Below are 23,587 nucleotides of genomic sequence, written 5' to 3'. Positions count from 1 at the left end.
TGGTCACCTTCCGCTGCGCTTGGTGGTGATGAGGAGGTCGAGCTGGCCGAGGTTGGCGGCGTCCTTGATGTCGCTGTCGCTGATGTCGATGCCGCAGCGGTCGGTCAGGAGGACGGCCAGTTCGACGATGGCGAGGGAGTCGAATCCGGCGTGGTCGAGACTGGCGTCGTCGGTGAGCCGGTCGGCGGGCAGCTTGAGGTCGTGGGTCAGGATGCGGGTGAGGTCACCGGTCATGTCCGGCTCCTTCCGGAAGGCGGGTCAGAGAGAGGTCGGGCCAGGTGAGGGTGGTGGCGCCCCAGGTCAGTCCCGCGCCGAACGCGGTGAGCAGGGTGCGGTGACCAGGCTTGAGGCGGCCGTCGGCGGCGGAGCGGGCCAGGAGCAGGGGGATGGAAGCGGCGCCCGTGTTGCCGGTCTCGGCAATGTTGCTGAGCTGGCGGTCGTCGGAGAAACCGAGCCGGCGGGCGACAAAGGCAGTGATGCGGCTGTTGGCCTGATGCGGGACCAGGCGGTCGACATCAACGAGCTCCCACCCGGAGGCGGTTGCAGCCTGGCGGGAGGTGGAGGCCATGCGGTCGACCGCGTGCCGGAAGACATCGGCTCCGTCCACGTGCAGGGCGCCGGGCCGGGCGGCCCGGATCAGGTCGGCGCCGGTGCCGTCACTGCCCAGCACCACCGGCCCGAGCGCCCCGGCCTCGTCCGCGCTGCCGCGGCGCAGCACCACGGCTCCGGCGCCGTCGCCGAACAGCGGGACAGTCGTGCGGTCCTCGGGGTCGGGAAGGGTGGCGAGGCGGTCGGCGCCGACGACCAGGACGGTCCGCGCGGTGCCGGCGGCAAGGAACCCTGCCGCGGTGGCGAGGCCGTAAAGGAAGCCGGTGCAGCCGGCCGCGAGGTCGAAGGCAGGAATGCCGGTCAGCCCGAGCCGTGTCGCCACGGCGGGTGCGGTGGCCGGACAGCAGCGGTCCGGGGTGGTCGTCGCCACCACCACGGCCTCCACCGGGCCCGGTTCGCCGTCGGCGAGAGCCTGAACGGCGGCCCGTACGGCGAGATCGGTCGTGGACAGATCCGTCCCGGCGACGTGGCGCTGGTTGATGCCGGTCCGTGAGCGGATCCATTCGTCGGTGGTGTCCAGACGTGCGGTCAGGTCGGCGTTCGCGACGATGTGCGGGGGCAGGGCTGCGCCGACTCCGCAGACCACGGCCGCCCTCCCGGCAACTGCGGATGCGGTGGTCATCGGGCGGCCGCCTTGAGCTGCCGGGCGACGTCGCCGATCAGGTCCTCCTGCCCGGCGACAACTTGTCGTTCGCCAAGGGCAAGGAACAGGTCGATGGGATCGACGCCTTCGGCGCGGGCGCTCTGAAGGACTGGCCGCTTGAAGCCGGAGAACACTCCGGCGAGCCCGCTGGCCACGGCGATCGAGTCGATTGACGGAGGGGCTTTCATCAGACGCTCGGTGGCGACATCGGCGGCGGCCAGAATCTTGCGCAGACTGATCCCGGTGGCCACGTCGCGGCGTTCGAGAACGGCAACCAGAACTTCCATCTGGGTGTTGCCCGCCCCGGCACCGAACCCGCGGGCGGTCGCGTCGAGGACCGAGGCCCCCGCGTCCACGGCGGCAAGGCTGTTCGCCACGGCCAGGCCCAGGTTGTTGTGGCCGTGGAAGATCACCGGTACGTCGACGGCGGCTGCGATGGCGCGCACCCGCTCGGTGACTTCGGTGGGGAGGTAGCGGCCGGCGGAGTCCATGATGCCGACGGCCTGCGCGCCGAACTCCGCCATCAGGGCACACTGTTCGGCAAGCTTGCCGGGGCTGGCCATGTGGCTCATGAGCAGGACGCCCTGGGCTTCGGCGCCGAGGTCGCGGGTGACGCCGAGGTGGCGTTCGGTGACGTCGGCCTCGGTGCAGTGCGCGGCGATCCGTACGACGTCAGCGCCGTGGTGGACGGCGGCCGCCAGGTCGTCGGAGGTGCCCCAGCCGGGGGCCATGAACACGCCCATACGCGACGAGGTGAGGGCCTCGCGGACGGTGGTGAGCATCGTGGCGTCGTCGAGGCGGGCGCGGCCGATCTGGAGGCTGGAGGCGCCCAGGCCGTTGCCATGGCCGACCTCCACCACCGGTACACCGGCGGCGTTCGCGGCGGTGGCGTAGACGCGGAGCTGGTCGGCGTCGAGTTGGTGGCTGACCGCGTGGTGGCCGTCGCGCAGGGTCGGGTCGTGCAGGAGGATCTGCGGCCGCTGGTCGGGGGTTGTGTCCATGGGCGGGATTCCTTTCATCGGGAGGCGGCGGCCGACTGCTCAGCGAGCAGGACGGCGGCGGCGTTGATGATGTCCACGCTCCCGGCGTGGCGGGGCAGGCGGCCTCCGGAGGCGGTCACCTCCACCGCGACCGAGATCCGGCCCGGCTCCACGGCGAGCGAGGTCACCTTGAACCCGGGCGCGTACGCGCGCACGGCCTGGGCAGCTTTCGCGATGTTCGTGCGGACCGAAGCGGGGCGGATACCGTACGCGAGGACGGTCATGGCCACCCGGAACGGCGGAGCAGGCCGGGCGGGGCTGAGGTTGACCATCACTTTCGTGTCCCTGGTGCCGGTGAAGGTCCGGATCGCGGCGGAGGTAGTGGCGATGTACTGGTCGAGGTTCAGGCGAGTGGCCCGGCCCGCGCTCGCGCTCGCCCCGGTGGAGACCACCTCGATGTAGGTGGGGGTACAGGACTTCGCGATGGCGTACAGGACCGGAACGGCCGCCTGCCCGCCGCAGCTGATGAGGTTCAAGTGCCGGTAAGCCGCCACCCGGCGGCCGTTGACTCCCGGGACGGTGACCGTGCCCAGCCCCGTGGGGGTCAGGTCGATCAGGGTGGTGCCGGTCGGGCGCAGCGCCTCCCAGTGATCGGCGTGGCTGTCGGCGCTGGTGGCGTCGAAGACCACATCGATGGGCCCGGCCTCCACCACGGCACCGATCCCGCCGGCGGAGGTCGGGTGGCCCATGCCGGCCGCCCGGCGTAGCCCCAGGCTGTCCCGGTCGCGGCCTGCCACCAAAGCCAGCTCCAGCTTCGCCGACCGGCGGATCTTGTCGACGAGGTCCATCCCGATCAGGCCCGCGCCGAGTACGGCGACACACAGACGCTGTTCATCAGCAGCCATCGGCCGCTCCTTCATTCAAGGGGAGGGGTAGTGCATGAGGAGGCGGCGCCGGCCAGGCGCCGCGGGTCAGCGGACGTGCAGCTCGACCGGGGGCAGATGCGGCGAACGCGCGTACACCGTGCTCCGGGCCTCCAGAGGGAGGCTGGCGTGCACGGCCCCGGCCAGAACCAGCTGCCCCGCGCGCAGACCGGTGCCGAAGCGGTGCAGCCGTCCAGCGAGCCACACCAGGGCACGGAGCGGGTCGTCGAGGATGGCGCGGCCCTCCCCGGTGGCCACTGCGGTGCCGTTGACACTGACGACCAGAGGCTCGGCGGCCAGGTCCATATCCGTGCTGAACGGCACCACGGGGCCGGTGACGACCCGTGCGCAGGAGGCATTGTCGGCGATGCTGTCCGCGACCGTGATCCGCCAGCCGGTGAAACGGGTGTCGATCACTTCCAGGGCGAGGAACACCTCCTTCACCGCCGCCCGTGCCTCGTCCAGACCCACGTTCGGGCCCGACAGGTCGCAGCCGAGCCGGAACGCGATCTCGGCCTCCACTCGCGGCCGCATCAGCACGGACCGAACCAGGACGTCGCCGGTGGACAGCACCATGTCGTCCAACAGGACACCCGAATCCGGCTCGTAGACGCCCATCTGCTCCTGCATGGCTTTGGAGGTCACACCCGCCTTGTGGCCGACGACGCGGGCGCCGCCCGCGATCCGCCGGTCCACCGCCGCGGCCTGCACCCGGTAGGCGGTATCCAACAGCAGGTCCGGCCGTCGGACGGTCAGCGCTTCGATCGGGACGCGCTCGTACTCCGCCGCCAGCAGTGCCGAGGCCGTAGCGGCGATCCAGCGGTCATCCAGCTCGTCCATGACGATCCTCCTCGGGACATGGGGCATCACTTGCGGTTCGCAGGCGTGGGCACGGGAGCAGAACCGGGGCGGCGCTGATGCCTGCCGCCAGGGCCCGGGCCTGATGAAGAGTCAACCGGCGTGCGCTTCACGGCGGTACGGTGACGGGCAGGCCAAGCGGTATATCGCGTATATGCGAGGCAGGTGCCATGACCACGCGCACGCCGAATCTCCAACTCAGCGCCCTTGTCGCCGAATCCGGCCTCACCTACGAGGCGCTCGCCAAGGCGGTCTGCGCGGTCGCCGCCGAATGCGGCGCACACTTACGCACGAACAAGTCCAACATCGAGCACTGGTGTCGCGGCTCCGTGCCCCGCGGAAACACCCCCAGGTATCTCGCGGTCGCGCTATCCCGGCGCCTGGGCCGCCTCGTCACCCCCGCCGACCTCGGTCTGCCCTCCCCAGCGGACGCGGAGAATGACACCATCGGGCTGTCCCTTGGGAGCGACCCGCTGGACGCCCTACTGCCGATGTGGAGGTACGAGTTGGACCGCCGCCGCTTCCTGACGGCCTCCGCCTACTCCGTGGCAGCCGCAGCCTTACCCCTAAGCCACGTCCATGACATTGCCTCCCGCGCCGAGGCCGCCCGTACCGGCTACACCGTCGGCATGGCCGAAGTCGCCGCCGTCCGCGAAATGATCCAGGCGTTCTCCGAGATGGACGAACGCCACGGTGGACAACACGGCCGCAGCGCCCTGGTCACCTACCTCCGCGACGACGTCGCCCCGCTGTGCCGGGCCCGGTTCCGTACCGCCGAAGTCCGCCAGCAGATGCTTTCCGCCGCCAGCAGAGGCGTCCACCTGCTGGGCTGGAAGAGCTACGACGCAGGTCAGCAGGGACTCGCCCAGCGCTACTACCTCCAGTCCTACGCCCTGGCCGCCGAATCCGGCTTGCGCGGGCACGACGGATTCGTCATGCGCACGATGGCTATGCAGGGCCTCAGGCTCCACCGACCCGAGCACTGCCTGGGCTTGGCCGAGACCGGACTGAACCGGGCCAAGGGGTGGGTGGATGCCCAGACTGAAGCCCTCTTCCGCGTTGTTCACGCCCACACCCTGGCCAAGAGCGGCAAGCGCCGCGCGGCCCTCGCCGAAGCCGAACATGCCAGGGCCCTGCTGAGCGGTGCCCCCGGTGACGAGGTGCCGTTCTGGGCGCTGGCCTGGGGTCCACCGGCCGCTTCGGTGTACTCCCGCACCGCCAAGGTCCACGAGAGCCTGGGAGATCACCGGGCCGCCGCCGAGCAGTACGCGCTGGCCGCCACGGCCCGCCCCGCGGAAACCTACGCACGCATCGTGGCCCTGGACTTGGTCGCGGGCGCGGAGATGCACCTCAAGCGCGGCAGCGTTGAGCAGGCGTGCACCACCTGGCACCGGGCCATCGACCACATGGGTGGTGTCCGCTCCGTCCGCACCCGAAAGGCGGTCTCCAGCATGCGCAGCGACCTCGCACGCTTCCGGGCTCGTGGCCTGCGGTGCGTGGCCGAGCTCGACGAACGGGGACGCGACTTCCTCGCCGGCATCTGACCTCAGCCGCACCCGGAGAAGCGGCGGATGATCGGCTCCAGGTAGTCCGCGTGCGGACCGGCCAGACCAGCCAGTTCGTCCGGTGAGCGCACCAGGGCGATGTCGTCGAGTTCAGGTTCGCGGCCCTGGACGCGCTCGGCTGCCGCAGCAGCGGTGAAGTCCGCGTGCAGCTTTGCCTCGGGAAGGGCCGGGGCGAGGTAGGTCAGGCCGATACTGCCGTTCTCGCCGCGGGTGACGACCCACAGCTTCAGGTCCTCGGCGGCCGCGCCTACCCCCAACTCCTCAGCGAGCTCTCGCGCGGCCTGGCCGACGAGTGCCGACTCGTCCAGCACCGCCCCGTTCGGGGGAGGCTCCACAGATCCCCCTGGCAGCTGCCAGCGGCCCGGGGCTGCCGTAGAGGGGGACATTCTCGCCGCCAGCACACGGCCGTCGTCTGTCGGCTGGACGACGTTTACGAACAACGAGGGCAGCGCGGTGGAGCCGGGAACACGACGCAAAGCGTAGTGCCGGTAAGTCACACGCACCCAGGAAAGGCGCAGGACGCGCGGGCCGGTCCGCTCCAGTCTCCCACACGCCACCACAGGCCCGTCGAAGAGGGTGGGGTTGGCCCGGACTGCCATGTCCCACACCCGGTCTCGGGCCTTAGCGTCCTGGCGCTGCAGCGGCGGCTCCGCAGCTTCGGTCAGCAGGAGCCGTTCAACGTCGAAGAGGTCAATGCCCACGGGGGGCAGCGTCTCGGTCACCGGCCCATCGTAGAACCGCGCTGGGTGGGCGACCTCGAAGCGTTCGGCAGTCCGGCGCAGGGGCCAGCCGTCCTCGACCACACAGCGGGCCAGACGCAGCCGTCCGGTCTCGGCCAGGGGCGCATTTACGGTGGGCACGAGGGCTTTCTCGTCGAGCCGTCCCGGCCGCTGCCTAGGAACGCCGCCCGCCCCCTCCCGCCCCGGCCTCCTACTCCCCGCCGAACACCGCCTCCGCCAGCCGCTCGACCTGGTCCGGATCCGGGGACCAGCAATACAGCATCACCTCGTCCGCGCCGATCGCCCGGAACGCGGCGATCGCCGTACGGATCTGCTCCCCGGTGGTGAGCAGACCGTCCACCACGTGGTCGGTGTAGCTGTGCGGCGCGTAGTAGGCGCGCAGTTCCGCGCGGGCGCGGTCGAGGGTCGGTTCCGGGCCGAGCGCGGCATTGACCTGGGCCAGCAGCCGCGGCCTGCCCGTACGGCCGGCCCGGTCCCAGGCGTCCTCCACCTGACGGAACAGACCGTCCATATGCCGGGGCGGCAGTGCGGCGCCGAGGAAACCATCGCCCCACCGGGCCACGCGCTCCAGCGCGGCGGGCACAAAACCGCCGAACAGCACCTCGGGCCCGCCGGCCCGCGCCGGGGCGGGGCCGACCGGGCCGACCTCCGCGGAGAGCGGCTCTCCGGCCCAGAGGCGCCGCACCGTCGCCATCTGCGCGTCCAGCCGCCGGCCACGGGTGCGCAGGTCGACGCCGGTGGCGAGATAGTCATCGTCGCGTCCGCCGATGCCGATACCGAGGGTGAAGCGGGAGCCGGACAGCAGATCAAGTGTGGCGGCCTGCTTGGCGAGCAGCGCCGTACGGTGCAGCGGGGCGAGCAGCACCTCGGTCTGCAGCCGGATCCGGGAGGTGGCGCCGGCCAGAGTGGCCAGCGTGACCAGCGGCTCGGGGTTGCCGAAGACCAGCCGGTCGAGGAGCGCGAGGGTGGAGAAGGGGGTGGCGTCGGCGCGCCGAGCCCAGCTCAGCAGCTGTGCGGGGTCGCCGATGGGAAGGCCAAGACCTACGGACATGGGGTGTCCTCCAGAAGGGCATGCGGGCAGAAAACGCATGCGGGCATGCGTGATCACGGATTGTCGTGTCGCCCACTCATTCGGCTCCGCACCTGCTTGCGCGCGAGCTGCTCCCGTTCTGCGACGGCCTTCTGGAGAGCTGATTCAGAGCACGGCCACCGTACGAGAGGTCCGCACGGCACCGCATCCGGTTTTCCGGCCCGGCCCGCCCGCTGCTACTGAGGGGGCCGCCCGCGCCCTCACCCCCGCCGCGCCGCCGCCACCGCGGGTGCCAGTGACTGTGGCAGCAGATGGACCGGCTGTGGCGGCAGCCGGAGCTCTACCTCCACCCCTTCGGCGAAGCGGTAGGGGCGGTGGGCCAGCACACTTGCGAGATGGCGGCGCAGGCGGGACAGCTCGGCGCGTACCGTGACCGTGCGGCTGTCGTCACCGAACAGGTCGCGGGCGAGTTCGGCGGCGCTGCGTCCCTGCGGGTGCGCGGCGAGGACGAACAGCAACTCGGCGTGGCGCGGGGTCAGTTCGTGCGACCAGGTGCCGGCCGGTCCGGTGACGGTGACCGTTGAACCGTCCCGGGCGCTGACGTCCAGTACTACCCGGCTCGGAGCGATGTCCCGCTCCTGCCGGCCGATACGGATCAGCCAGCCGCCGGGCAGCGGCTCCAGGGTGCACATGCCGTAGCGCGGCAGCCACAGGGGCCCGGCCTCGGGGGACTTGGGCAGTGCTACCCGGTCCGGCGGGGTCAGTCCCGTTACGCCCACGACCCAGCCGTTGGGGTCGACGGCCAGCGCCCGGCCGCCGATTCGCGCCAGCAGCGGCGCCGCGCTCGACCGCAGTCGTTCCAGGGAGAGGTGGTGGCGGGTGCGCAGCTCGGCCTCGGCGAGCCGGGCGACAGCGGACACCAGTGAGAGCGTGGTGGGGTGGAAGCCGGGCGCCGGACCGCTGACGTCCACCGTGCCCAACAGCCGCCCGTCGCGCGGGTCGTGGAGCGGCGCGGCGGCACAGGTCCATCCGTGGTGGCTGCGGACGAAGTGCTCCGCGGAGTGCACCAGCACCGGCCGGCGGGCCACCAGGGCCGTGCCGATGCCGTTGGTGCCGACGACGCCCTCCGTCCAGTCGGCGCCCTTGTCGAAGCCGAGCCGGTCGGCCATCCGGCGGACCGGCGCGCTGCCCTCCCGCCACAGCACCCGGCCCTCGGCATCGGTGACGACCATGATCTGCTGGGCCGCGTCGGCCGCCGCCAGCAGCCCCTCGTTGAGCACCGGCAGCACCGGGGCCAGCCGGGAGATCTGCCGTCGGTACTCCAACTCCGCGACGGGCAAAGGCTTTTGCGGCCGGTCCCGGTCCGGGTCCACGCCGGAGACCCGCACCCGGCGCCAGGACTCACCGATGACCGCGCGGGGCGCGTCGGACGGCGCGTCGGACGCGATCTCGCCCGCCAGCACGGCCTCCCGGACCGCGGCGAGGCGGTGTGTGGTCACGCGGATGTCCTGGGCCGACCCGATGGCACTGTCGATCGGTCTGTCGCTCACGATGCTCTCCGTTGTGCACTGTCCCGGACCGTGCCCCCGTGCCCCCGTGCCGTCACCAGGCAGTCCTGGCAGGGCCATTGTTCAGGTCCGGACCGCAGCACTGCAACGGAATGCAACCGTTGTGGCCTATGAGGTCTGGCGGGGAATCTGGGCTCAGCGGCCGATGGTGCCCCACCACCCAGGTTCGCCGGTCACCCGTCGGAGAACCGCCGGTCGCGGCCGGGGACACCATCGGCCGCCGGGCGTGATGTCGGCAGTGCGGAGGAGGGGGCGCACCATGAGGGCCGCTGCCCCGCGTGTCGTGGTGATCGGAGCGGACGAGGGCGTACGCATCGCGCGTGCGGCCCGGCTCGCGGACCACTACGGGATCGCCCGGCTGCCCGCGGTCGACCTGCTGATCCGGAGTCAGCGGCTGCCCGCCGAGGGCTATGTCGTCGACGGTGCTCCGCAGCTCCTCGACCGGGCGGCCGGCACCGGCGGTCTGCTGCCCGCGCTGGCCTTCGCCGATCTCGTGGTCCTGCTGCGCGGCGCGGAGCGGAGCGGCGCGGACGAGTCCTGCCGGGTGCTGCGGTACTACGAGGCGCGCGGTGTGCTGGCCGCCTTTCCGCCGCACGCACCGGACGGCGACATCGTCGTGGCCATCGACGCCGCGCTGCGCGGTCGCACCCCGGGCCCGCCGGAGCGCCCCGGCCACCCCTGAGACCGGGGAGCGGTGCCGGGTCGGCGCGGCACCGCTCCCTGACCGGCACGGCTGCCCGGCCGGTACGGCGCGCTGACCGGCACGGGTCCAGGACCGGCGGGGTCCCGGACCCGTACGGCGCGCTGACCGGCGCGCCCCTGACTGGCGCGGCGGCGGTACCCCCCTGTCCCCGTTGCCCCGCGCGGTCAACGGCCCGCAGGCGACGGGGAGCCGCCGCCGCGCCGCCGAACCGGCCGGGCCGAGCCGTGGCGGCCTGGCACCTGCGGCCGCCCCCTAGAAGACCTGCCCGGCCCTCAGCCGTCGACCACCGGCCGCGCCCGCTCCACCACCGCCGCCAGGTCCAGCGTGTGCGGCAGCGTGCCGAACGCCGCGCCCGCGTCGCCGCCGAGCCGGGAGGCGCAGAACGCGTCCGCGACCTCGGACGGCGCGTAGCGCACCAGCAGCGACCCCTGGAGCACCAGCGCCATCCGCTCCACCAGTCGCCGGGCCCGCGCCTCGATGCCCTCCAGGTCGGCGAGTTCGGTGAGCATCCCCCTGATCGCCCGGTCCAGCCGGTGATCCGCGCCCCGCGCCGCCCCGACCTCGGTCAGGAACGCGTTCAGCGCCTCGGGTTCGCGCTGCAGGGCCCGCAGCACGTCCAGCGCCTGGACATTGCCGGCGCCCTCCCAGATCGAGTTGAGCGGCGCCTCCCGCAACAGCCGCGGCAGCCCCGACTCCTCCACATAGCCGTTGCCGCCCAGGCACTCCAGCGCCTCGGCCACCATCGGGGTGCACCGCTTGGTCACCCAGTACTTCGCCGCCGGGATCGCCAGCCGCAGAAAGTGCCGGTCCTGCTCGGTACCGCCGTCGTACGCCGCCGCCAGGCGCAGCGCGAGCGTGGTCGCCGCCTCCGACTCCAGCGCCAGATCGGCCAGCACATTGCGCATCAGCGGCTTGTCGATCAGCGGGCCGCCGAACGCCTCCCGGTAGGCGCTGTGGTGAATCGCCTGGGCCACCGCCTGCCGCATCACCGCCGCGGACGCGCTGACACAGTCCAGCCGGGTCGCCGCGACCATCTCGATGATCGTCGCCACCCCGCGCCCCTCCTCGCCGACCCGGCGCGCCCAGGTACGCCCGTCGAACTCGACCTCCGCCGAGGCGTTCGAACGGTTGCCGAGCTTGTCCTTCAGCCGCTGGATACGGAACGCGTTACGGCTGCCGTCCGGCAGCACCCGGGGCAGCAGAAAACAGGTGAGCCCGCCAGGCGCCTGGGCCAGCACCAGAAAGGCGTCCGACATCGGCGCCGAACAGAACCACTTGTGGCCGGTCAGGACGTACTCCCCGGCTGCGGCCAGCGGCTCGGCGCGGGTGGTGTTGGTCCGTACGTCGCTGCCGCCCTGCTTCTCCGTCATGGCCATACCGGCCAGCGCGCCGCCCTTCTGGGCGACCGGCCGCAGCTCGTGCTCGTATACCCGGGAGGTCAGCAGCGGCTCCCACTCGGCGGCCAGCTCCGGCTCGGCGCGCAGCGCGGGCACCGCCGCATGGGTCATCGACAGCGGGCAGCCGTGCCCCGCCTCGGCCTGCGTCCACACGATGAAGCCGGCGGTGCGGCGGACATGGCCGTCCGGCCGGGTCCAGGCGCCGGTCAGACCGGAGGTGACGGCGTGGCCGAGCAGCCGGTGCCAGGCCGGGTGGAACTCCACCTCGTCGATGCGGTGGCCGAAGCGGTCATGGGTGCGCAGCACCGGTGGATGCCGGTCGGCCTGTGCGGCCCAGATCTGGGCGTGCGCGGAGCCGGCCGCCTTGCCCAGCGTGCCCAGCTCGCCGCGTACCTCGTCGAGCCGCTCGGCGGCGATGTACCGGGTGATGCCCTCGGTGAGGGCGGGGTCGTTCGCGAAGATGTCGTAGCCGACCAGCGGCGGGGGCTGGTTCGTGACCGTGTGAGTGGTGGCTGCCATGCCGGATACGGTAAGGAGGTGCAGCCGGAGAACGAACCAACCGAGCGGCCCGCGGGCCGTCTGACCAAGGCCCGCGCCCTCTACCGCAACGTTTCCAAGCGCCGGCTGGCCTGGCTCCTCCTCAAGGACACCGTCAACTCCTGCATGAAGTACCGGGTCACCGGTCTGGCCGCCGAGGCCGCGTTCTGGAGCCTGCTGTCCCTGCCGCCACTGATCCTCGGCCTCCTGGGCGTGCTCGGCTATACGGACGCCTGGATCGGCCACGACACCATCGAGGGCGTCCGGCAGCGCATCCTCGACGGCGCCGGCACCGTGCTGTCCGACAAGGGCGTCAACGAGATCGCCCGGCCGCTGCTCAACGATGTCTTCACCGGCCGCCGCCCGGATGTCATCTCCTTCGGCTTCGCCATCGCCCTGTGGTCCGGCTCCCGGGCGATGAATGTCTTTGTCGACACCATCACCATCATGTACGGGCTCGACGGGCGGCGCGGCATCGTCAAGACCCGGCTGCTGGCGTTCCTGCTGTACCTCGCCGCGCTCCTGGTCGGCGCCGTCGCACTGCCGCTGATGGTCGCCGGCCCCGACACCGTCGTCAGCTGGCTCCCGGCCAGCGAGCACGTCATCCGGGCGCTGTACTGGCCGGTCGTCCTGCTCCTGTCGGTCGCCTTCCTCACCACCCTCTACCACGCCTCCGTACCGGTCCGTTCCCCCTGGCCGGAGGACATCCCCGGCGCGGTCGTCGCCCTCGGCATGTGGCTGCTCGGCAGCTTTCTGCTGCGGCTCTACCTCACCTCAACGGTCGAGGGCCCAACGATCTACGGCTCCTTGGCCGCCCCGGTCGCCGTCCTCCTGTGGATCGGCGTATCCGCCTTCGCGGTCCTGGTAGGCGCCGCAATGAACGCCTCACTCGACCGGGTGTGGCCCTCGGTCGCCACGGCCGCGGCCCGGGAGGAACTCGCGGGGCGGGTGCGGGCTAAGGGTGGGGCGGCGGATGGTGGCCATGGCGAGGGTGCTGGGGGCGATGGCGGTGGCGACGGTGGAGACCATGGTGGGGGTGAGGGGCGGGGCGGCGACGGCCCCCGCGGCGACGGCCCCCGCGGCGACTGAGCCGACAGGGGCCGAACGAGCCGGACGAAACCGCACTGGAGCACTACGAGAGGGTCGCGGCATGCTCCCGTAGGAAGGCTCCGGCATGAGCGGCGGCCTCTTCCTTCGTCGCGTACCAGGTGCCGTCCCCGGCGGCGCCGCACGTTTCGTCCGCGCCTTCGCCAGCCCAGGCCCAGCGGCCGGACGACGGGTCCTGCACCAGTTCGGCCGTGCCGCCGAAGAGTTCGAGCACCCCGCCCGTCTTCGCCGCCGCGGCTGCGGGACGGGGTACTGCGTCGGGCCACTTCTTGCGCGCACCCTGGCGGGTGATGCCCCAGACCGCACCCATCTGCTCGTAGTTAGCGCCGTAGGAGCCAGCTGTCGCCGCTGCGCGCGCCGTCAGTTGCTTGACCTCCGTATCCACCACCTTCCAGGCGGCGAGGACGGACAGAGTCACATCAACCGGGTCCGCCTCCCACATGCGGGCCGTGGACAGCCCTGACTGGCGGGAGCGAATGGCCGCTGCCAGTGGGTTGAGGGCATCCGTAAGGGCCTTGCCCAGCTCGGCCCGCTCTTCGGGGGTGATCTCAATCGAAGCCATGCGACAACTATAGTTACCCTGACTCCTCTCGACAACCCTAGTTACCGCCCGGCGGTCGGGCAGCACCGTGCCGAGGCCAGCGAATTGGTCTGCGGCGCGGTGGAGAGCGCCGTGGCCGCGCTGGAGGAGCTGGGGAAGAACCCAGAACGGCGGTTCAGGAACAGGCACTTACGCAGGTCCCCCGGAACCGTCCTGGCCGTCCGTGGCGGGCGGTGTGTGCTCGATGCCGTCGTCGAGGACGATGCGGATGGTGATCCCCGAGCCGGTGACGGCGCTCAGACGGCCCGCCATCCGGAGGTAGGCCGTCGTCGCCAGGGCCCAGTCGGCCTGGAGGGGTGATTTATTGGTGCGTGTCTCCCAGAGCGCGATCAGCACGGCGATGAGTGAGCGGCCCGAGAGCGCGGTCTGTACCCGGCCGTGCTGTGCGTCCTCCACGGCGGGTGGGGTCCGGAAATGCGGTTGGCCGACGGCCAGGGTTGTCAGGAACTCCCAGGTGTCCCGGTGCAGCACCAGTTCCGCGGAGGCGACGCCCGCAGCTTTCAGGAGCAGCACGCCATGTGCGACCTCCGCCTTTCCGGCCTGATCCCCGTCGTCGGTCGCGGCAGGCGGCGCAGAGGGGCGGGACGCGGGGCCCGGCGCATCGCTTGCCTGGCGAGTGGGCGCGGCAGCCCCCTGATAGGCAGCTTCGATCCTGTCCTTCAGCTCCTGCTCGCGGTGTGACCGGGGGTCCGGGGAGCCTTCCTCGACGGGTTCGGCGCCGACATGACCCATGTGCTCCTCCTCGTGGTCGTCACTGCCCGCCGATCCCGACGGGGTGACGCCTTCGCTGCTGCTTTCGGTGACGTCGGTACCGGCCGGATCCGAACCGGTCGGGGGAGACTGCTGCAGGGCCTGCGTCAACTCCAGGCGCACCGCGCGGATCTCGTCCTTCATCTCGCCCAGATCGGCGAGCATCTCGTCCTGACGGCGGCGCAGCTCCCGGTTCTCCGCACCTGACCCGGTCACTCCACCCTGAATCGCGTCCAGGATCTTCTGGCGACTCTGGACGACCTCCCCGTGGAGAGCCGCCAGGCCGTTCGTCGGGTCCGCCAGTTGGCGACGTGCGGTGTCCCACTCCGCCGAAGTGGTGTCGAGTTTCTCCGACGCCTCCGCAAGCTTCCCCGACGCGGCGTCGAGCTTCTTCGACGCCTCCTCAAGCTTTTTCCTCAACCCCATGTAGCCCCTTGATTGCGCTGCGTAGAAATCCGCCGTTAACTCCCCAGGGAAAGGTGGGGTAATGCGGCGGTTTTCAGCCGTTGTGAGGGGAGTGACTCCTCGGGTGTGGGTGCCTCCGCCGGACCGCACGCGCCACGCCCCTTGCTGGTAGCGGGAGTTGCGCAACGCCGCCGACCGTCGACTATTCTCGTGCAACGTACGGGAATAGGGTGGGCCGCCGCAGGGCCGCCCGTGGAGGGGAAGACATGACGCCACACACGCATGACGTCGTACCGAGGTCCAACTGGGCCGCGCCGTCCGGGAAGCCGCCGTTGTCCTCGCGGATGATGCGGGCGACCTGGCGCGGACTCCCGGCCAAGCAGCACGAGGTGGGCTGGGAGCCGGGGCTTGAGGTGCCGGGCGCGGACGGCAGTCTTCTGCGCACGGATCACTACTTCCCCCGTACGGAGGGGGACTTCCCCACCCTCCTCGTGCGCTCGCCCTACGGCAGGGGGCTGCCTTGGTCGCCCCTCTTCGGCGTCCTCTTCGCCGAACAGGGCTTCCATGTCGTCCTGCAGAGCTGTCGCGGCACCGCCGGGTCGGGGGGCCGGTTCGACCTGTGGCGCAACGAGGCCGCCGACGGGCAGGCCACCGTGTCCTGGCTGCGGCAGCAGCCCTGGTTCACCGGAATTCTGGGCACCATCGGCCCCAGCTACCTGGGTTATGTGCAGTGGGCGCTCGCCCTGGACCCGCCGCCGGAGCTGAAGGCGATGGTGGTGCAGGTCGGTCTGCACGACCCCCATGCCCTGTTCTACGAGGGCGGCGCCCTCCGCCTGGAGACCGCCCTCGCCGTCGGCGTCGGGATGACCTACCAGCACCAAGGGCTGATGCCGCTCATGCGGGCGACGCTGCGCCTGCAGCGCGGGCTGCGCAAGATCACCACCGCCCGGCCACTGCGCGGCGCCCATGTGCCCGCCCTCGGCGAAGTGCCCTGGCTGGACGGTGTGATGACCCACCCCGACGCCGACGACCCGCACTGGAACGGGGCCTCGGTGGCCGAGGCGGCGGAGCGGTCGGCCGTGCCCACCGCTCTGGTCACCGGGTGGCACGACGCGCTGGCCGACCAGACCTTCCAACAGTTCGCCCGGCTGCGGCGGTCCGGCTGCGCCGCCTCGCTGCTCGTCGGCCCCTGGACGCACACCTCCGCGCTGCAACAGGGCTGGCCCGAGGTCTTCGCCGAGAGCCTCGCCTGGCTGCGCGCACACCTGTGCGGCGATCCCTCGGGACTGCGCCCCACCCCCGTACGCGTCCACGTCGGCGGCGAGAACGCCTGGCGGGATCTCGACGACTGGCCGCCGGCCGCCACCACCGCCGACTGGTTCCCCGCGGCGAACGGGTCGCTCGACCGTCAAGCCCCGGTGGAATCCGGCCCGTTGGCGTCCTTCCGCTACGACCCGGACGATCCCACCCCGTCCGTGGGTGGGCCCCTGCTCTCCCGCCGCGCCGGTGCCCAGGACAACGGCACCCTGGAAGCGCGGGACGACGTCCTGACGTTCACGAGCGCGCCGCTGACCGAGGCCGTCGACGTGCTCGGACCGGTTTCCGCGCGGCTGCGGATCGCCACGGACACCGGCCACGCCGATGTCTTCGCCCGCCTCTGTGAGGTGGACGCGCGCGGCCGGTCCACCAATATCTGCGACGGGCTGGTGCGGCTGCGGACCACCGGGCAGACCCCCGCGGAGGTCACCGTGCCGATGAGCGCCACCGCCCACCACTTCGCCGCCGGTCACCGGATACGCCTCCAGGTCAGCGGCGGCGCCCATCCGCGCTACGCCCGCAGCCCCGGCACCGGGGAGACACCGGTGGAGGCCACCCGTCTCCAGCCGGTACACCTCACGCTGCATACGGGATCGGCACTGAGGCTTCCTCAGGGGACCCCGTAGGGGAGAGGGGAGGGGGCCCGGTAGAGGGCGAGGGGGCCACGGCGGTCACTGCGCCGAAAGCCGTCGCTCCCGGTAGCGGACCAGCAGCATCGCCGCGTCATCGTGCAGCGGCCCCTCGACATGCTCGACCAGGTCCTCGCGTACCGCGCGCAGCGCGGCCTCCGGGTCGGGGTCCTTGAGCAGCGCGGCGGCGCGTTCGTCGAGAGGGTAGAAGCGGTCTGCCGCGTCGCGGGCCTCGGTGACGCCGTCGGTGTAGAAGAGCAGCTGGTCGCCGGGGGTGAACGGCACCTCGTAGGGGGCGGGGGCCGCGGCGCCGTGCAGGGTGAGGCCGAGTGGCAGGGCGCGTTCGGGCGGGGCCGCGAAGGTGACCGTGCCGTCGGGGCGGACGAGCAGCGGCGCCGGATGGCCGAAGTTCAGCAGGGTGGCCTGCGGGCCGTCACCGATCTCGGCGAGCACCGCCGTGACGAACCGTTCGCCGGACAGATGGCGGTTCAGCGCCCGCTCGACCCGCTCGCCGACGGCCGGCAGATCCGGTTCGTCGTGCGCCGCCTCCCGGAACGCCCCCAGCACCACCGCCGCGCTCTCCACGGCCTCCAGCCCCTTGCCCTGCACATCGCCGACGATGATCCGCACCCCGGCGGGCGAGGTCACCACCTCGTACAGATCTCCGCCTATCCGGGCCTCGGCCACCGCCGAGGTGTACGAGACCGCGATCCGCAGCGGGCCCGCGCCACGCGGCACCGGGCGCAGCAGCACCCGCTGGGCGACCTCGGCGATCGAGCGGACGCTGGCCAGCTCCGCCTCCCGCCGCTGCCGCATCACCGCGGCGACCAACCCGGCCGCGGTCACCCCGGCCACCGACAGCAGGGCGGTCAGCCCGCGTCGGCTGTCGAACAGCCCGTCGTAGAAGCCCAGGCCGACGCAGAGCACGGATGCAGTCAGTCCGACCACGGCCGTCCGCCGCCAGCCGCCGACCAGCCCGGCGAACGCCGGCCCCAGCGACACCAGGGGCAGAAAGCCGACCCCCGGACCCGCGGTGAGATCGACCGCGGCGACCACGGCCATGACCGCGTACGGGAGCACGGCCAGCACACGGGAGCCGGTCCGCCGCTCCCCGTTCTCCACGGTCAAGGCGCTCTCCGACGGTGTGCAGGTGAAGGGATGGGGCACAAAGGGGCCGTCGGCCGTCGGAGTGTCCGAAAGCGGCCCCTGGCCCCGGACCTGAGCATAGGCAACATATGCCGTACCGAAATACCTCGAATGCGTGCTGTTACCGAATCGCAGTGGCCCGTCCGGCCGGGACAGCGTGCCCGTCCGGCCGGATAGCGCGCCCGGCCGGACGGGCCGCGGATCTTACGGACCCATGACACGACGTCGCGGAAGCGGGCTGGAAGGCGGTGCCGCGCCTAGCGTGACCGGTATGCGTGTACTGCTCACCGGCGGCGCCGGATTCATCGGATCGCAGGTCGTCGAGGCGCTTCTGGCGCGCGGACACGAGCCTGTCGTCCTCGATGCGCTGCTGCCCTCGGCGCACCCCGAGCCCCCGCCCCCGCGCCCGGGGGAGCAGCGCATCATCGCCGACGTACGGGACCGGACGGCCGTCGACGGGGCCTTGCGGGGCGTGCACGCGGTCTGCCACCAGGCGGCGATGGTGGGCCTCGGCAAGGACTTCGCCGATGCGCCCGACTACGTGAGCTGCAACGACCTGGGCACGGCGGTCCTGCTGGCCGCGATGGCCGCGGCCGGGGTGCGTCAGCTGGTCCTCGCCGGGTCGATGGTGGTCTACGGGGAGGGGCGCTACACCTGTGCCCGCCACGGGGTGGTGCGGCCCGGTCCGCGGGCGGTCGCCGAGCTGGAGGCCGGGCGGTTCGAACCCCGCTGTCCGCGCTGCGGCGCGGAGTTGCGGCCGGGGCTGGTCGGCGAGGACGCACCCACCGACCCGCGCAACGTCTATGCGGCCACCAAACTCACCCAGGAACATCTGGCCGCCTCCTGGGCACGCGCCACCGGCGGCCGGGCGGTCGCGCTGCGCTACCACAATGTCTACGGGCCCGGGATGCCGCGCGACACCCCGTACGCCGGGGTGGCCTCGTTCTTCCGCTCGGCGCTGGCCCGCGGTCAGGCGCCGACGGTCTACGAGGACGGCGGCCAGCGGCGGGACTTCGTCCATGTACGGGATGTCGCGGCGGCCAACGCGGTGGCGCTGGAGGCGCTGCCGGACCGGGCCGCGGGCACTCTGACCGCCTACAACACGGGCAGCGGAGTGCCGCACACGGTCGGCGAAATGGCGCAGACCCTGGCAGCGGCGTGCGGCGGTCCGGCGCCCGTGGTGACGGGGGAGTACCGGCTGGGCGACGTACGGCATATCACCGCGTCGTCGCAGCGGATCGCCGACGACCTCGGCTGGCGGGCGGCCACCGGATTCGCGGAGGGGATGACGGAGTTCGCCCGGGAGGGGATGCGGGCGGGGCCGGGGGGCGCGGCGACCCCGACGGCTCCGGCGACCCCGGCGGCCCCGGCGGCTCCGGAGGGGTGACCCGCGCCGCGCCCGTCCGCGCCCGCGCCGCGCCCGTTCGCTCCTGTCCGCCGCCGTCCCTGTCCGTACGGCCTGAAGTCCCCTGGCCCGCTTCTGCATCGCCCGCTTCTGCATTGTCCGCCTCTGATGCGCAGGTGAACGCGTGACCCACTTCCCGCTCCCCGCCGCCCGGCCCGCCCCGGTGGATGTCGTCCTGCCCTGCCTCGATGAGGCTGCCGCGCTGCCCTGGGTGCTGGCCCGTATCCCGGACGGCTGGCGGGCGATCGTCGTGGACAACGGTTCCACCGACGGCTCCGCCGAAGTCGCCCGCGGTCTGGGCGCCACCGTGGTGCACGAGCCGCGCCGCGGTTTCGGCGCCGCCTGCCACGCCGGACTGCTGGCCGCCGACGCGGAGATCGTCTGCTTCTGCGACTGCGACGCCTCCCTCGACCCCGCACTCCTCACCCCGTTCGTCCGCGCGGTGCACGACGGCACCAGCGATCTGGTGCTCGGCCGCCGACGGCCCCAGGGCCGTGGCGCCTGGCCGCCGCACGCGCGGGCCGGCAACTTCGTGCTGGCCCGGATGCTGCGCCGCCGCACCGGACTCCGCCTGCACGACCTCGGCCCGCTGCGTGCCGCCCGGCGCACCGCGCTGCTCGGGCTCGGCCTCACCGACCGCCGCAGCGGCTACCCCCTCCAGATGGTCGTCCGGGCCGCCGACGCGGGCTGGCGTATCGAGGAACGCGACGTTCCCTACCGGCCGCGCACCGGCCGCTCGAAGGTCACCGGCACCTGGCGCGGCACCTGGCACGCGGTGCGCGATATGCGCACCGTCCTCCACCAGCCGCCGCTGGCGCCCCGTACGGAGGAGACGGCCCGATGACCGCTTCCGCAGCCTGCCCGGCGCCCTCCGGTCCGACGACGGTCCTGGTCATCGCCAAGGAACCGGTGCCCGGCCGGGTCAAGACCCGGCTCACCCCGCCCTACACCCCCGACGAGGCCGCCCAGTTGGCCGAGGCCGCGCTGTACGACACCCTCCGGGCCGTGAGCGCCATGCCCGCCCGGCGGCGGGTGGTCGTGCTGGACGGCCGCCCCGGAAGCTGGCTGCCGGCCGGCTTCGACGTCCGGCCGCAGTGCGCCGGGGGACTCGACGAGCGGCTCGCCGCGGCCTTCGCCGACAGCACGGGCCCGACCCTGCTCATCGGCATGGACACCCCTCAGGTCACCCCGCAACTCCTCGCCCCGGCACTGGAGTCCGGCGCCTGGGACGGCTGTGACGCCTGGTTCGGGGCGGCCGAGGACGGCGGCTTCTGGGCGCTCGGCCTGGCCACCCCCGACCCCCGGCTGCTGCGCGGTGTGCCCATGTCCACCGACCACACCGGCGCCGCCCAGCGCGCCCGGCTGACCGCCGCCGGACTCCGGGTACGGGAGCTGCCGCCGCTGCGCGATGTCGACACCGCGGACGACGCGCACCAGGTCGCGGCCGCCGCCCCCGCCGGACGCTTCGCCGCCACTCTGGCCCGGCTGACCCCGGTCACCGGCCGATGAGCACCGCCGTGCCGCCCACGACACACCCCGACCGGCCCGACGCCGCGTCCTGGGGCGCCGAGCCGTACACCGCCTCCCGGGGTGCGGACCCGGGTGCCGCCTCCTGGGGCACGGACTCGGATGCCGACTCCTGGGGCACGGGCCAGCATGCCTGGGGCGCGGACCCGTACGCCGACGCGCTGCGCAGCGGCCGTGGCCCGCTCTTTCTGCGCCGCAGTGACGGCTGGCTGCTGCCTCTGGAGGTCGAGCGCTGGTGCGCCCGAGCGGACGCGGCCGATCTGTCGGCACTGCGCCGCTGCACGGGCAGCGTCCTCGACATCGGTTGCGGCCCCGGCCGACTGGTCGCCGCGCTAGCCGCCCAGGGCCGGCGCACGCTCGGCATCGACGTCAGCGCGGCCGCGGTGGCCCGCACCACCGCCATCGGCGGCACCGCACTGCACTGCTCGGTCTTCAACTCCCTCCCAGGGGAGGGGACGTGGGACACCGCACTGCTCCTCGACGGCAACATCGGCATCGGCGGCGACCCGCGCGCCCTCCTCGCCCGCACCGCCGAACTGGTCGCCCCCCACGGGCTGCTCATCGTGGAGACCACCCCGGCGGACGTCGATGAACAGGTTCGGGTCCGGGTCGAGGGCGGCGACCATCCCCGCCCAGGCGTCCCCCGTACCCCGGGCGACCTCTTTCCCTGGGCTCGCGTCGGCGCTCCCGCTCTGCTTCGGTACGCCGCCGCTACTGGCTGGATCCCCGCGGAACAGTGGACGGCCGCCCACCCGGCGGGCCAGGCCCCGGCCGTCGCCCAGCCCGGCCAGTCCCCGGCCGTCCCCCAGTCCCCGGGCGCCGAACGGTGCTTCGTGTCGCTGAGCCGCCCTGCCGTTCCGGGCCGCCGCGGGTGACTCCTGCTGCCCGGCCGCCTCCGTGGCGGCCGGGCACCCGGACCGGCGGTGCGCTGCGCCCGCCCCGGCGGCGGTGCGCCGCACACAGCCGGGCCGGAGTGTGGCGACGCCTGCTCCCCGCCGTAGGGGCGCGCCCGCCACCGCCCACATCTGACGGATCGATGACGTCCCGGCCGCCGAACGGCCGCTGCCTCCACGCGACGCCTAGCGTGCCGCTGTGACCTCCAGTGCGACGCCCCGTGCGACCCCTCGTGTGGCCTCCCGAGCGACATCCCGTCCGACTCTCCGTCCGACCCCCGAAGAACGCGCCGGGTACCGCCTCGATCTATGGGCCGCCGCGGCCGGTGCGCTGCTCGTCGTGGCCGCTGCCGTCATCGGTACCGTCATCGAGCGTGCCAACGGCAGTCTGCATGTCAACTGGCCCCCGCTGTACGCCTCGTGGTCCCCGCACCTGGGGCCCGGCACCCCCGCCGCGGTGGCGGTCGCCGTCCTGGTGATCGTCCACGGACCGTCGCTCGCCGCCCGCCTGCCCTGGCGTCGCCTCGTCCTCCTGGGCTGGGCGGGTTCCCTGGCCTGGACCGGGGCGCTGGCGCTGATCGACGGCTGGCGGACGGGGATAGCCGGCCGGCTCACCACCGCCTATGAGTACCTGACCGTCATCCACCGCTTCGACCACCTCGGTCCGGCGCTGCGCGACTTCACCCACCACATCCTCAACAACGCACCGGACCACTGGCCCGCCCATGTCGCCGGGCATCCGCCGGCCGCCGTGCTCACCTTCGTCGGTCTGGACCGCATCGGGCTGGGCGGGGGCGGCTGGGCCGGTATCTGGTGTCTGACCGCCGGCACCTCCGCCGTGGCCGCGGTCCTGATCGCGGTACGGGCCCTCGCCGGTGAGCCGCTCGCCCGCCGGGCCGCCCCGTTCCTCGTCCTGGCCCCGTCGGCGGTCTGGGTGGGCACCTCCGCGGACGGCTATTTCGCGGCCGTCGCCGCCTGGTCCCTGGCGCTGCTCGCCCTCGCCGCCACCCGCCGCACCACCCATCCGGCCGCCGCCGCCCTGGCCTCCGGGCTCCTCCTCGGCCTGACCTGCTATCTCTCCTACGGGCTCACGCTCATCGCGCTGATCGCTGCCGCGGTGCTGTGGCTCACCCGGACCGTGCGCCCGCTGCCGTTCCTGGCGGCCGGGGTGGCGGCCGTCGCCGTCGCCTTCACCCTGGCCGGGTTCTCCTGGTGGGAGGGGTATCTGCTGCTGGTCGAGCGCTACTACCAGGGCGCGGCCGCGGTCCGCCCGTACGCGTACTGGGTGTGGGGCAATCTCGCCTGCACCGTCCTGATCACCGGCCCGGCGACGGTGGCCGCGCTGCGCCGCACCCTGGCGGCGGCCCCCACCGCCATGCGCGGCCTCCGCCCGTCCGCCGGGCCCCTGAGGGACCCCACCGACCGGCTGGTCGTCCTCGTGCCGGCCGCGCTGCTCGCCCTGCTCGTCGCCGACCTCTCCGGGATGAGCAAGGCGGAGACCGAACGGATCTGGCTGCCGTTCGCCGTCTGGCTCCCGGCCGCCTGCGCCCTGCTGCCCGCCGCCCGCCGCCGGGCGTGGCTCACCGCCCAAGCCATGCTCGCCCTGCTCCTCAACCAGCTTCTCCACACCGGCTGGTGACGGCGTTTCAGCAGACCGGGGAGAGGAGCAGCGGCGAGATGAGGAGGAGGTTCAGGCGAGATAGGGCCGGGTCGAGTTCACCCGGCCGGGGCGCAGGATCCGGATCGGGCCGAGGTTGCAGGAGGGGCAGTCGGCGCGGGTCAGCGGGGAGGCGACACGGACGCCCCGGGCGAAGTAGTCGGCGCGCCGGTGGCCGGACAGATCCGTGGTGTGCCGGATCTCGTACTCCTCTTCCCAGCCGTGCCCGCAGTGCAGACAGACGAACGAATACGCCTCGTGAACCGTCTCGGTGTCCCGTTCCATGATCACCACGCCCTTTCCCCGGGCCACGGCGCTCGCGCCAAGGCCGGATGCTTGCCGCACCTTCCATTATTGCGCTCGCCGACGGGGATGGCGGGGGCAGATTTCCCGACCGCGGAGGACTCGCCACTGGTCCTGTCACCAGGCACGATGCCCTCGTCGGGGAGGGCAGCGTGCCTGAGAGGTCGGGGCCTCGCCGGTCGTCCATCCGCCGGGCAGATCCTGGCGCTGAGGCGCTCGAAAACCAGTGGAGCGGCGCCGCTGTGCGCCCTTACCGTGCTGCCGACCAAGTCGTCTGGGCAAGGACGTGCCGTT

22 protein-coding genes are annotated in these 23,587 nt (G+C 72.8%); 9 read left to right on the top strand and 13 right to left on the bottom strand.

Annotated elements, in window-relative coordinates:
• Positions 1-3: 3 nt before the first annotated feature.
• The 5 genes from STRTU_RS07300 to STRTU_RS07280 form a co-directional block, all read right to left on the bottom strand.
• Entirely contained in the window at positions 4-234 is a 231-nt protein-coding gene (locus tag STRTU_RS07300; RefSeq protein ID WP_159742795.1) for an acyl carrier protein, read from the bottom strand.
• Positions 224-1,231, bottom strand: coding sequence for a beta-ketoacyl-ACP synthase III (locus tag STRTU_RS07295; protein WP_159742794.1), 1,008 nt, complete (start codon positions 1,229-1,231; stop codon positions 224-226). Before STRTU_RS07295 ends, STRTU_RS07300 begins: the two co-directional genes overlap by 11 nt.
• Entirely contained in the window at positions 1,228-2,253 is a 1,026-nt protein-coding gene (gene dmpG / locus STRTU_RS07290; RefSeq protein ID WP_159742793.1) for a 4-hydroxy-2-oxovalerate aldolase, read from the bottom strand. The genes STRTU_RS07295 and dmpG overlap by 4 nt, the downstream gene beginning before the upstream one ends.
• Positions 2,254-2,267: 14 nt before the next feature.
• Positions 2,268-3,137 (bottom strand): acetaldehyde dehydrogenase (acetylating), encoded by an 870-nt coding sequence (locus STRTU_RS07285; protein ID WP_246240196.1) that lies wholly within the window; start codon positions 3,135-3,137, stop codon positions 2,268-2,270.
• Positions 3,138-3,203: 66 nt separating this feature from the next.
• Positions 3,204-3,995 (bottom strand): 2-keto-4-pentenoate hydratase, encoded by a 792-nt coding sequence (locus STRTU_RS07280; protein WP_159742791.1) that lies wholly within the window; start codon positions 3,993-3,995, stop codon positions 3,204-3,206.
• A 188-nt stretch (positions 3,996-4,183) separates the two neighbouring features.
• Here STRTU_RS07280 and STRTU_RS07275 point away from each other — a divergent pair, with 188 nt between their 5' ends.
• Positions 4,184-5,557: an NsdA family TPR-like regulatory protein gene (locus tag STRTU_RS07275; protein WP_159742790.1), complete on the top strand. Its 1,374-nt coding sequence runs from the start codon at positions 4,184-4,186 to the stop codon at positions 5,555-5,557.
• A 2-nt stretch (positions 5,558-5,559) separates the two neighbouring features.
• Here the strand turns inward: STRTU_RS07275 and STRTU_RS07270 are convergent, their stop codons facing one another.
• The 3 genes from STRTU_RS07270 to STRTU_RS07255 form a co-directional block, all read right to left on the bottom strand.
• Positions 5,560-6,438 (bottom strand): NUDIX domain-containing protein, encoded by an 879-nt coding sequence (locus STRTU_RS07270; protein ID WP_371873565.1) that lies wholly within the window; start codon positions 6,436-6,438, stop codon positions 5,560-5,562.
• 70 nt (positions 6,439-6,508) lie between these two features.
• Positions 6,509-7,369 carry an LLM class flavin-dependent oxidoreductase gene (locus STRTU_RS07260; RefSeq protein ID WP_159742789.1) on the bottom strand — a complete coding sequence of 287 codons (861 nt, stop codon included), beginning with the start codon at positions 7,367-7,369 and terminating at the stop codon, positions 6,509-6,511.
• Positions 7,370-7,608: 239 nt separating this feature from the next.
• Positions 7,609-8,898 carry a GAF domain-containing protein gene (locus STRTU_RS07255; RefSeq protein WP_159742788.1) on the bottom strand — a complete coding sequence of 430 codons (1,290 nt, stop codon included), beginning with the start codon at positions 8,896-8,898 and terminating at the stop codon, positions 7,609-7,611.
• 277 nt (positions 8,899-9,175) lie between these two features.
• Between STRTU_RS07255 and STRTU_RS07250 the strand changes: the two genes are divergently transcribed.
• Entirely contained in the window at positions 9,176-9,598 is a 423-nt protein-coding gene (locus tag STRTU_RS07250; RefSeq protein WP_159742787.1) for a hypothetical protein, read from the top strand.
• Positions 9,599-9,891: 293 nt separating this feature from the next.
• On the opposite strand, the gene STRTU_RS07245 is transcribed toward STRTU_RS07250, so the two are convergent.
• Entirely contained in the window at positions 9,892-11,535 is a 1,644-nt protein-coding gene (locus tag STRTU_RS07245) for an acyl-CoA dehydrogenase family protein (RefSeq protein ID WP_159742786.1), read from the bottom strand.
• 18 nt (positions 11,536-11,553) lie between these two features.
• Here STRTU_RS07245 and STRTU_RS07240 point away from each other — a divergent pair, with 18 nt between their 5' ends.
• The gene (locus tag STRTU_RS07240) at positions 11,554-12,642 is read left to right on the top strand and encodes a YihY/virulence factor BrkB family protein (protein ID WP_159742785.1); all 1,089 of its coding nucleotides are present in this window, start codon (positions 11,554-11,556) and stop codon (positions 12,640-12,642) included.
• Positions 12,643-12,685: 43 nt separating this feature from the next.
• Here STRTU_RS07240 and STRTU_RS07235 read toward each other — a convergent pair whose 3' ends face one another.
• Together STRTU_RS07235 and STRTU_RS07230 are read right to left on the bottom strand one after the other, a co-directional pair.
• Positions 12,686-13,222, bottom strand: a complete 537-nt coding sequence (locus tag STRTU_RS07235) for a hypothetical protein (protein WP_159742784.1) — start codon at positions 13,220-13,222, stop codon at positions 12,686-12,688.
• 168 nt (positions 13,223-13,390) lie between these two features.
• Positions 13,391-14,437: a coiled-coil domain-containing protein gene (locus STRTU_RS07230; RefSeq protein WP_174878824.1), complete on the bottom strand. Its 1,047-nt coding sequence runs from the start codon at positions 14,435-14,437 to the stop codon at positions 13,391-13,393.
• A 245-nt stretch (positions 14,438-14,682) separates the two neighbouring features.
• On the opposite strand from STRTU_RS07230, the gene STRTU_RS07225 reads away from it, so the two are divergent.
• Positions 14,683-16,359 carry a CocE/NonD family hydrolase gene (locus tag STRTU_RS07225; protein WP_159742783.1) on the top strand — a complete coding sequence of 559 codons (1,677 nt, stop codon included), beginning with the start codon at positions 14,683-14,685 and terminating at the stop codon, positions 16,357-16,359.
• Between the two features lie 45 nt (positions 16,360-16,404).
• Here STRTU_RS07225 and STRTU_RS07220 read toward each other — a convergent pair whose 3' ends face one another.
• On the bottom strand, positions 16,405-17,490 hold the full coding sequence (locus STRTU_RS07220) for a PP2C family protein-serine/threonine phosphatase (RefSeq protein ID WP_174878823.1): 1,086 nt from the start codon (positions 17,488-17,490) through the stop codon (positions 16,405-16,407).
• 289 nt (positions 17,491-17,779) lie between these two features.
• Here STRTU_RS07220 and STRTU_RS07215 point away from each other — a divergent pair, with 289 nt between their 5' ends.
• The 5 genes from STRTU_RS07215 (at position 17,780) to STRTU_RS07195 (ending at position 22,972) form a co-directional block, all read left to right on the top strand.
• Positions 17,780-18,895, top strand: coding sequence for an NAD-dependent epimerase/dehydratase family protein (locus STRTU_RS07215; protein ID WP_159742782.1), 1,116 nt, complete (start codon positions 17,780-17,782; stop codon positions 18,893-18,895).
• A 142-nt stretch (positions 18,896-19,037) separates the two neighbouring features.
• Positions 19,038-19,757: a glycosyltransferase family 2 protein gene (locus STRTU_RS07210; protein WP_159742781.1), complete on the top strand. Its 720-nt coding sequence runs from the start codon at positions 19,038-19,040 to the stop codon at positions 19,755-19,757.
• A complete protein-coding gene (locus STRTU_RS07205; RefSeq protein ID WP_159742780.1) occupies positions 19,754-20,422 on the top strand; it encodes a TIGR04282 family arsenosugar biosynthesis glycosyltransferase in 669 nt (222 codons plus the stop codon). Before STRTU_RS07210 ends, STRTU_RS07205 begins: the two co-directional genes overlap by 4 nt.
• Positions 20,423-20,430: 8 nt before the next feature.
• The gene (locus STRTU_RS07200; protein ID WP_246240193.1) at positions 20,431-21,315 is read left to right on the top strand and encodes a class I SAM-dependent methyltransferase; all 885 of its coding nucleotides are present in this window, start codon (positions 20,431-20,433) and stop codon (positions 21,313-21,315) included.
• A 253-nt stretch (positions 21,316-21,568) separates the two neighbouring features.
• Positions 21,569-22,972, top strand: a complete 1,404-nt coding sequence (locus STRTU_RS07195; RefSeq protein ID WP_159746754.1) for a hypothetical protein — start codon at positions 21,569-21,571, stop codon at positions 22,970-22,972.
• A 51-nt stretch (positions 22,973-23,023) separates the two neighbouring features.
• Here STRTU_RS07195 and STRTU_RS07190 read toward each other — a convergent pair whose 3' ends face one another.
• Positions 23,024-23,275: a hypothetical protein gene (locus STRTU_RS07190; RefSeq protein WP_246241338.1), complete on the bottom strand. Its 252-nt coding sequence runs from the start codon at positions 23,273-23,275 to the stop codon at positions 23,024-23,026.
• Positions 23,276-23,587 lie beyond the last annotated feature (312 nt).

This window comes from Streptomyces tubercidicus (genome assembly GCF_027497495.1).
In the GTDB taxonomy this organism is placed as follows: domain Bacteria; phylum Actinomycetota; class Actinomycetes; order Streptomycetales; family Streptomycetaceae; genus Streptomyces; species Streptomyces tubercidicus.
Note: the sequence above shows the minus strand (reverse complement) of the source record. Positions and strands in the feature narration are given on the sequence as shown.

Excerpts from the sequence above, each read along its gene's own strand:
- STRTU_RS07300 (WP_159742795.1), bottom strand. The coding sequence starts at position 234 with ATGACCGGTGACCTCACCCGCATCCTGACCCACGACCTCAAGCTGCCC.
- STRTU_RS07295 (WP_159742794.1), bottom strand. The coding sequence starts at position 1,231 with ATGACCACCGCATCCGCAGTTGCCGGGAGGGCGGCCGTGGTCTGCGGA.
- dmpG (WP_159742793.1), bottom strand. The coding sequence starts at position 2,253 with ATGGACACAACCCCCGACCAGCGGCCGCAGATCCTCCTGCACGACCCG.
- STRTU_RS07285 (WP_246240196.1), bottom strand. The coding sequence starts at position 3,137 with ATGGCTGCTGATGAACAGCGTCTGTGTGTCGCCGTACTCGGCGCGGGC.
- STRTU_RS07280 (WP_159742791.1), bottom strand. The coding sequence starts at position 3,995 with ATGGACGAGCTGGATGACCGCTGGATCGCCGCTACGGCCTCGGCACTG.
- STRTU_RS07275 (WP_159742790.1), top strand. The coding sequence starts at position 4,184 with ATGACCACGCGCACGCCGAATCTCCAACTCAGCGCCCTTGTCGCCGAA.
- STRTU_RS07260 (WP_159742789.1), bottom strand. The coding sequence starts at position 7,369 with ATGTCCGTAGGTCTTGGCCTTCCCATCGGCGACCCCGCACAGCTGCTG.
- STRTU_RS07250 (WP_159742787.1), top strand. The coding sequence starts at position 9,176 with ATGAGGGCCGCTGCCCCGCGTGTCGTGGTGATCGGAGCGGACGAGGGC.
- STRTU_RS07245 (WP_159742786.1), bottom strand. The coding sequence starts at position 11,535 with ATGGCAGCCACCACTCACACGGTCACGAACCAGCCCCCGCCGCTGGTC.
- STRTU_RS07235 (WP_159742784.1), bottom strand. The coding sequence starts at position 13,222 with ATGGCTTCGATTGAGATCACCCCCGAAGAGCGGGCCGAGCTGGGCAAG.
- STRTU_RS07230 (WP_174878824.1), bottom strand. The coding sequence starts at position 14,437 with ATGGGGTTGAGGAAAAAGCTTGAGGAGGCGTCGAAGAAGCTCGACGCC.
- STRTU_RS07225 (WP_159742783.1), top strand. The coding sequence starts at position 14,683 with ATGACGCCACACACGCATGACGTCGTACCGAGGTCCAACTGGGCCGCG.
- STRTU_RS07215 (WP_159742782.1), top strand. The coding sequence starts at position 17,780 with ATGCGTGTACTGCTCACCGGCGGCGCCGGATTCATCGGATCGCAGGTC.
- STRTU_RS07205 (WP_159742780.1), top strand. The coding sequence starts at position 19,754 with ATGACCGCTTCCGCAGCCTGCCCGGCGCCCTCCGGTCCGACGACGGTC.
- STRTU_RS07190 (WP_246241338.1), bottom strand. The coding sequence starts at position 23,275 with ATGGAACGGGACACCGAGACGGTTCACGAGGCGTATTCGTTCGTCTGT.